At 58.2% G+C, this 7,558-nt stretch carries 7 protein-coding genes; 6 read left to right on the top strand and 1 reads right to left on the bottom strand.

The features are described from left to right. Positions 1-131 precede the first annotated feature (131 nt). Positions 132-1,337, top strand: a complete 1,206-nt coding sequence (locus ABL922_RS13600; protein WP_349024753.1) for a hypothetical protein — start codon at positions 132-134, stop codon at positions 1,335-1,337. Between the two features lie 3 nt (positions 1,338-1,340). Here ABL922_RS13600 and ABL922_RS13595 read toward each other — a convergent pair whose 3' ends face one another. Then, on the bottom strand, positions 1,341-3,680 hold the full coding sequence (locus ABL922_RS13595; RefSeq protein WP_349024752.1) for a patatin-like protein: 2,340 nt from the start codon (positions 3,678-3,680) through the stop codon (positions 1,341-1,343). A gap of 152 nt (positions 3,681-3,832) precedes the next feature. On the opposite strand from ABL922_RS13595, the gene ABL922_RS13590 reads away from it, so the two are divergent. The 5 genes from ABL922_RS13590 (at position 3,833) to ABL922_RS13570 (ending at position 7,000) form a co-directional block, all read left to right on the top strand. Beyond that, the gene (locus ABL922_RS13590; RefSeq protein ID WP_349024751.1) at positions 3,833-4,492 is read left to right on the top strand and encodes a nitroreductase; all 660 of its coding nucleotides are present in this window, start codon (positions 3,833-3,835) and stop codon (positions 4,490-4,492) included. A gap of 134 nt (positions 4,493-4,626) precedes the next feature. Then, a complete protein-coding gene (locus ABL922_RS13585; protein ID WP_349024750.1) occupies positions 4,627-4,950 on the top strand; it encodes a hypothetical protein in 324 nt (107 codons plus the stop codon). A 216-nt stretch (positions 4,951-5,166) separates the two neighbouring features. Beyond that, a complete protein-coding gene (locus tag ABL922_RS13580; protein WP_349024749.1) occupies positions 5,167-5,832 on the top strand; it encodes a transposase in 666 nt (221 codons plus the stop codon). Positions 5,833-5,915: 83 nt separating this feature from the next. Next, positions 5,916-6,422, top strand: a complete 507-nt coding sequence (locus tag ABL922_RS13575; RefSeq protein ID WP_349024748.1) for a hypothetical protein — start codon at positions 5,916-5,918, stop codon at positions 6,420-6,422. Continuing rightward, positions 6,422-7,000 carry an ankyrin repeat domain-containing protein gene (locus tag ABL922_RS13570; RefSeq protein ID WP_349024747.1) on the top strand — a complete coding sequence of 193 codons (579 nt, stop codon included), beginning with the start codon at positions 6,422-6,424 and terminating at the stop codon, positions 6,998-7,000. Before ABL922_RS13575 ends, ABL922_RS13570 begins: the two co-directional genes overlap by 1 nt. Positions 7,001-7,558: the final 558 nt, after the last annotated feature.

Raw genomic sequence — 7,558 nt, 5'->3', positions numbered from 1 at the left:
TTCCTACCTTTCAGACCCTCCCCCGACCCCTCCCGCAAGCGGGAGGGGAGTCTCCACCGAGTAAAATCTGCAGAGGCGGGCGAGACTCGTTCTATGCCCAATGTTATGCTCGCCCCGACGGGAGCGAGTCGATGGCGGGCAACAGTTTCGACAAAAGGGATTTTCTCCGGCTGGCTGGCGGCGGACTGATTGCATCGGCGGTTGGATCACGCGCGCTGGCGCAGGATGGCCGCATCCTTGGTCTGGATCTCCCGAAGCAGGTCATCGATCTGATCCCGCGCAAGCCGTTAAACTATCTGCGCATTGCTGAATCCGTTGCTCAGCTCGAGCGCGAGGCTGATCGCAGAGGCTTCCCCAAATCTCCATTGGAAACGCGAAAAGGGCAATCGCTCGCCGATGTTGCGGATTCGCTCTACCAGTTCGCCATGCCCCGGCTCGTCGCGCTGATTGACCGAAGCGAAACTATCGACGTCCAATTTGCCGATCAGGCGGGCGAACTGCTCGCCGAACTGCATCAGAACCAGCATGAGTTGCCCGAGGCGCTCAAACTCGGCCTAGGCGAACTGGGGTTGAAACCGTTGTTGCCGGAGAGGCGACGCTATCTGGTCCAACCGGAAACCGCACAAGGCGAAATCATCTTCGTTCCCGGTGCTCCACCTTCACCTGGCGGGCCGCCATCGGCAGAAACCCTGCCGCCCAAGGTCGACGCCGCCATCACCGCGGAAGACGAACCCGACAAACCGCTCAGCAAGTCGCGCGAGTTTGCAGCTTTGAAGGGCGAATATGCCCGGCTGTTCCGAAAACTGACCGTGCGTCCACAATATCAGGAAACGGTTGACTGGCACATGGCGCTGATCCGCAAGGCGCGCGATCGTTATGAAAAAGTCGGGGCACAGACAGGCGTGCCTTGGTATTTTATCGCGGTGACCCACGGATTGGAAGCCAGCTTCAATTTCCGTGCCCATTTTCACAATGGTGATTTTCCGTTGTCCGCGCGGACTAGGCAGGTCCCTGCAGGCCGCCCAACCAAATGGCTGCCGCCTTCGGATTGGGAATCGAGCGCCAAGGATGCGTTGCGGCTGTTGGGCTATGTTGGGCAGAGCGACTGGAGCCTAGAACGTACGCTTTACCGGCTAGAGGCCTATAATGGGCTGGGCTATCGCGGGCTCGGCGTGCCAACGCCCTATTTGTGGAGCTTTTCCAACCATTATGAGCGCGGCAAGTTCGTTGCCGACGGAAAGTTCAGCCATACCGCCAAGTCGCAGCAATGTGGTGCCTCCGTGTTGCTGAAATTGCTCGCGGATGCTGGGGATATCAAGCTGGAGGCCGCAAGCTAAGAATCACGGCACAATCGCCGCGATTTCCGCCCGCAACTCCTCGATCAAAGGCTGAATCCGTTTCAGCCGGGGCGCTTCGGCTTCCAGCACCGCTTCAAAAGCCTTCTTCTTGAGCGCCAGCACTTCGACCTGTTCGGCTGATACTGTGCCAGGCATGGACGAAAGCACAATATCAACCAGCCGGTCGATGCCGTGCAGGCGGCCCCAGAGATAGTCATTCTCGCGATAGGCTCGGCTGAAGAAGGCCCCGAAATTGTTGAACTCTATGCCCTTCAGGGTCGCGGCGGCCCCGCCCTTGCGGATTGTGGTCGCGTCATCGGGGGAGATCCGGTCGACCTTGATCGGGTCGAACTCATCCTGCCCCTCGCCTTGCAGCAGCGGCAGGGTGGCAATGTCGTAGAGAATATAGCCGAGATAGCCGAGCAATATGGTGCGCGTTGCGGCATCGGGCACATCGGTGAGCGCGGCGATCAGCGCGGCGTCGGTTGCGGCGTCGCCCGCCTCCAGATTGCGCCGCTCGGCGAGCAGATCGAGCAAAGCTGCGGGGTTTTCGACGCCATTGCGAACCGCCTCGGCCACATCCGCGCCGAGATACTCGGACGTCTCAACCTCGAGAAAATGGGCAAGCGAGGCATAGATTGCCTGCCGCAATTTATCCGCCACTGTCGCGGGGATATCGGCCATGATCTCAACATCTTCGGCCAGCTTGCGCGCAAGGAAACGCAGGCGGCGAATGCGGAAGCGGACGTCCTGCGCGCGGAAGAACAGCATCGATTCCTCGGCCATCACGCGGCCTTTGGGGCCGGTCAGTTTGTCGAGCCCCCGGCGGCGGACTTCACCCCACAGCGCATCGCGCAGCAGGCGGCAATGTTCCTGCCGCGCATCAGGGCACAGCCGACGCGCGGTGGCGGCCAGGTCATCGAGCACGCCCATCATCCGCAGATGCGCATAGGCCGGATAGCTATAGCCAGTGGCCGCCGCCGATTTCTGCAGCATCGTCAGTCGCCATTTGCGCAGGCGCTCGGGCGTCGGCTTGGTCAGGAACCATGTCTTGCCGAGCATCACCTCGATCATATGCTCGACCTCAACCTCCAGATGGTCGGTGATCTCGCGCATGCGGGCGATACGTTGAGAGCGGCCTTCGATCGCGGTCAGGCTGTCGCGGATCGGCTGTTCGCGCGGAATATCGGAGGTCGCACCAAAGATGGTCAAGAAGAAGCCGGGCGGTTTGAGATGCCCGTCAGCCGCCTTGCCACGCCCACGCACACGGAAGCTGGGCAGGCCGGGTTTGGGATCGATATAAACGAACCGGCGGTCAACCTCGCGGCGGGCAGGGCGGTTGCGCAGCGCATTGATGGCTTGCGCGAACGGCGCATTGGCAAGCACCGAGCCATCGATCAGAAAGGCGTCCTCTGCGCTGCCTGCCTCAAACTGCTGCGGCAATATGCGTTTGAGGAAAGCCTCGCGCCCGTCCCACGCCACGGCCCGGCTTTGCAACAGGCCGTCGAGCTCGCGCACGGTGAAAGGCGGAAAAGCGCCCGGGAAGCTGGCGGTCGAGCGCGCGGCGAAGACCAGTTCTGCCGTATCGGCGAGCACCCCTGCGTCCTTCGCCCGTGTCGAAAAGCCGATGGTCAAACGATGCTCATTCTCGGTCACATTGCTCGGGCTGTTGAGTTGCAACTGCTCGCGGTGGCCGTGAAAATCGGTGACGGTAACGAAAAGGTCGAGCGGCTGGCCTGCCGGGAGTAGCGGGCGGGTGACGCCCTGCGCCTCCATAGCCTGTAGCGCATCGAGCAGCAGCGTCGAGAACACGCGCCCGCCAAAAGGCGGCTGGAACCAGCGCGCACGGACAAAGCCGGACAGTTTTGTCGCGACCTCATCCTGCGCCTCGGCGGCAACCGTGCGTTCGACCGCGCCCCCGCGCCGCCGCAATATCGCCCATGCAATCGGCGCGGCCCAGAATTTGGAGAAACGCGACAATGGCCGCGCATCGGGATCGAGCAGTATCTCGACATCGGCATTTTCGAGCCAAAGGTCGGTCAACGGTTCTAGCGACTGGCCGGTGGTGATCGCCTGCGCCAGGAACACCCCGTTGATGCCCCCGGCACTCGCGCCCGAAATAATGTCGGTCAGCACACGCAATTTGGTGCCCGATTTCGCCTCGATCAGCTCAAGCAGCTCGCGATACACCGCCTCGCTGCTACGGGTTGCCGGTTCGCCTTCGAGAAAGGCTTTGCTCGCACGCACCAGATGCCAGATCTCGCGTGTGATGCCATGCATGTACACCGCAAGGCTCACCCCGCCATAGCAGATAAGGGCCAGCCGCAGTTCCTTTTCGCGCATGCCCAAGATGTGGCAGGGCGGGGCTGGCCGCGCAAGGGGGCGCAGTTCATTTATCTGTTGCAGCATTTAATCGTTCGATTAAACCTGCGTCGCAAGAGGATGGTTGCAGCGATTCCGCGAGCCAACGTCCAATAAAAAACAGAGGAGAATATATGCTGGTATCCGAAGCCGTCGCCACACGCCGTTCGATCCGATCGTTTCTGGACAAACCGGTTCCGCTCGAAACGATCCAGCGCATATTGGAACGCGCGCGGATGGCACCGTCGGGCTGCAACTTTCAGCCGTGGGAGGCGACCGTGCTCACAGGCGCGCCATTGAAGGCGTTGCAGGAGCGGCTACAGGCCAGCCAGCCCGACGATCCGATGGATTATGATTTCTCCGAACCCGGCAAGCATGACAAATATAAGGCCCGGCTGCAGGCCGTGGGCGCCGCGATGTATGGCGCGATGGCGATTGCTCGCGATGATGGCAAACAGCGCGCCGATTTCGTCCAGTCCAACCTGGTTTCCTTCGGCGCGCCCGTCCTGCTGCTCTGCCATTTCCCCAAATTCATGAAGGAAGCGCAATGGTCCGACACCGGCATGTGGCTGCAAACGATCATGCTGCTCTGCCGTGAGGAAGGCCTAGATACCTGCCCGCAGGAATATATGGGCGTGTACGGCCGGACGATCAAAGACCAGCTGGGGCTGGGCGAAGATGTCCTGCTCTTCTGCGGCATCGCCATCGGGTATCGGGATGAGAGTGACTCGGTGAACGGTTTCCAGCGTGAACGCGTGCCTTTGGGCGAGCAGGTGACGTTTTTGGGATTTTGAGCGAGTGGGTTGGAAAACGGGGACGCCGTAGGCGGCGTCTTTGGTTGTTATGCGTCAAAACTTAGAGCTATTTAGGGATTTACGCACCTGTCACCGTAATTGCAAACCCTAACCCAAGTTATACGGAAACAGTAATGAGCCAACCTTTCAAAATCATTCAAGTCTCATGGCTTACAAAAACACCGGGCAATGAAAGCCGAGTCGGGGAGATCACCAAACATATTTATCAGGTTGCTAAATTTTTGCAGGACAATCGGCTCGTGCAACGAAACCTGATGGCAGGCGTTGAGGACATAACGGATGATTTTGCAATCGCTTCTGACGATCTCACGGATGAGGGTCTTGCGGTGATGAAGTCGACCTATGAAAAGTGGCTGACCAAAGTGGACAATGGGATGCCGGCTGAGGATGTATCGCTTCTGGAAAAGGCGCTGAAAAGGGTTCGTGAATCACGGTAGAATTACAATTGTGGCAGCAGTTTACTCTACCGCCAATTTGCAACTGAAAACTTCTTGAATTATAGGACTTCTTCTGCTCCTTAGTCGAAGTCCGGAATTACGGTGACACGGTCCGGAATTACGGTGGCAATTACGGTGAATTACGGGCAATTACGGTGACACGTGCATATTTACCCATTTGTTGACATGAGCTTGTATGGATCATAGCCTTTTTTCATGGCTCGTCTTCCCCGTCTCGTTCTCCCCGGATTGCCGCATCATGTTACCCAGCGCGGCAATCGGCGTGAGAAGACGTTTTTCGAAGAAGGCGACTACGCTCTTTATCTTGACCTGCTGGCCGATGCTGCGGGTCGAGCCAATGTGGAGATCTGGTCTTACTGCCTGATGCCCAACCATGTGCACATCGTTGCGACACCTTCGGACGAGGACGGGCTGTGGCGCACTTTTCGCTATGTGCACCGTCATTATACCGGGTTCATCAATGCCCGAATGCGGGTCACGGGGCATCTTTGGCAGGGCCGGTTCAGTTCGGTGGCGATGGACGAGGCGCATTTTGTTGCCGCGCTGCGCTATGTCGCCCTCAATCCGGTGCGTGCGCGATTGGTGAGCCAAGCGCAGGATTGGCGCTGGTCGAGTACGCGTGCATTGATCGCAGGCAAGGACGACCATGTGGTGAGGGTCGCTCCGGCCCTGGAACGGATCGGCGATTTCGCAGCATTTCTGGGGGAGGAATTCGACGAGGCGATGACCTATGCTGCGTTGCGCAAGGCAGAGACAGTTGGGCGCCCAATCGGCTCGGCAGAGTGGCTGCAGGCCATGGAGGCACGCACCGGCAAACAACTCATCCCGGCCAAAAGGGGGCGAAGGCCTTTAAATAGGTAAATATGCACGTGTCACCGTAATTCGTAGAGGCACAGGCCATTGCCGATAGAGCCGTTTGGGATGTTGCGCGTTCGGGCCTCGCGGTGATCGACACGCCCACCGCCGCCTTCCGCATGTTCGGCAAGGGCGAGTATAACTGGGAGAACGGGCTGACACTGGCTGGCTCAATTGGCGCACCCGTTTTGAAGGTTGGCGGGAAGTTTTTGGATGAGGGTGGCGAAGCAACGCTAAAAATTGTTGCGAAGTCTAGGGCGCCCGGCGAGTTGTTGAAGAAAGCCGGAATATTTGCGCCTGCGGGTATGATCAAACCGCATGGGCATCACATATTGTTCGAAAAGGGGATTGGAAAAGCGCAACAAGCGTTGGTCACAGAAGGTCAGGCGATATTGCGCAAGGTCGGGATCGATCCTATCAATGGCCTTGAGAATCTGACTTGGGCGCCCCGTGTTCGGGGACAGCATACGCTGGCTGCTCTGGAGCCTTTGGTGACAGATTTGAGAGCAGTCGGGCAGGCTGGAGGACAATATGACGATGTTGTCGAGATACTGAAAAGATATGGCGATATCGCTGCCAAACGAAAGCCAAAATAATGTCTGATTTAAAACCATATCCCTTGTTCTCAAACGCAATTCGAACGCATGATCTGACAGCGCTCGACGAGCTACTCGTTAAATTCCCTGAAATTCTCGCCTTTCGCGTTCCCGGCTTTGGGACATGGCTGCATTATGCTGCCGCTCATGGGAATTTGGAGATCGTCAAATTTCTTGTCCAGCAGGGCTTTGACATCAACGCGCCGGACGATCATTTCGGAATCGCACCTTTGGAAGCAGCCTGTAGCAAAGGGAATGTTGAAATCGCTCGTTATCTAATCGATCAAGGTGCGGTAATGGACGTATCGGAATCGGTCCGCAATCCTCTTTGGTCGGCGGTTGTTGGACGCTCGCCGGAAATCGCACAAATGTTACTCGATGCCGGGATTGACACCAGCCCGCGTTACAAATTGACCGATGCGGTCGATGAAGATCTCGACGCAGTCGCCTTTGCCGTGTTGCGGGGCGAAAGCGAAATCGCGCATCTGGTCGCGCTGTGGAATAGCGGCGGTAACGAAGCACAGGCGCAAGCTGCCATTGCCGAGGGCCTCCGTATTGCGGAGGCAATTACGGAATAGCGCCTCGGGATTTCCGCAATTACGGTGCAATTACCGTGGGAATTACGGTGACAGTTGCGAAAACCCCCAAATAGCCAGCTTGCGATGTAGTACATCTTCCCCTAGCCTTGGCGCACACATCGCCAACCGCCCTATGAGCTAAACGGGCCTGCCAAAAGCTCTCCTCGCACTCGCGTTCGGTTGCACTCTTAAGGTTACAAAAGTAACAGTCGGGGGGTGGGATACTGGAATCCTTTGTCTCCCGGTCGCCTCCAGCACGCGTCTGTCCGGCTCGCCGAGCATCGCCAGGCACCGCACATTCACTCCCGCCTGCGCCAAGGCTACGGCGGACGAGCCCACCACCGCTCATCGCAACGATGACACTTCCTTGGTGTCATGTTTGTCAATTTTGCCCGCCTCCGGCTCTAACTATGCTCCGTGTTCAACCTCGCCAACTTCAACACCAACTTCACCACCAGTTACAGCTATGACGGCATCGGCAACCTGACCTCGGCCTATGTCTATGACGGGGTGCCCAAATCGCTTGCCTATCTGACCGACATGAACGGCCAGGTGATC

The sequence above is a fragment of the Sphingorhabdus sp. genome (assembly GCF_040079335.1).
GTDB lineage: Bacteria > Pseudomonadota > Alphaproteobacteria > Sphingomonadales > Sphingomonadaceae > Sphingorhabdus_B.
The sequence above is the reverse complement of the archived record's forward strand: the minus strand, read 5'-3'. Positions and strand labels throughout refer to the sequence as shown.

Bases quoted from the DNA above. Each gene is read 5' to 3' on its own strand.
- ABL922_RS13600 (WP_349024753.1), top strand. From the start codon at position 132: ATGGCGGGCAACAGTTTCGACAAAAGGGATTTTCTCCGGCTGGCTGGC.
- ABL922_RS13595 (WP_349024752.1), bottom strand. From the start codon at position 3,680: ATGCGCGAAAAGGAACTGCGGCTGGCCCTTATCTGCTATGGCGGGGTG.
- ABL922_RS13590 (WP_349024751.1), top strand. From the start codon at position 3,833: ATGCTGGTATCCGAAGCCGTCGCCACACGCCGTTCGATCCGATCGTTT.
- ABL922_RS13585 (WP_349024750.1), top strand. From the start codon at position 4,627: ATGAGCCAACCTTTCAAAATCATTCAAGTCTCATGGCTTACAAAAACA.
- ABL922_RS13580 (WP_349024749.1), top strand. From the start codon at position 5,167: ATGGCTCGTCTTCCCCGTCTCGTTCTCCCCGGATTGCCGCATCATGTT.
- ABL922_RS13570 (WP_349024747.1), top strand. From the start codon at position 6,422: ATGTCTGATTTAAAACCATATCCCTTGTTCTCAAACGCAATTCGAACG.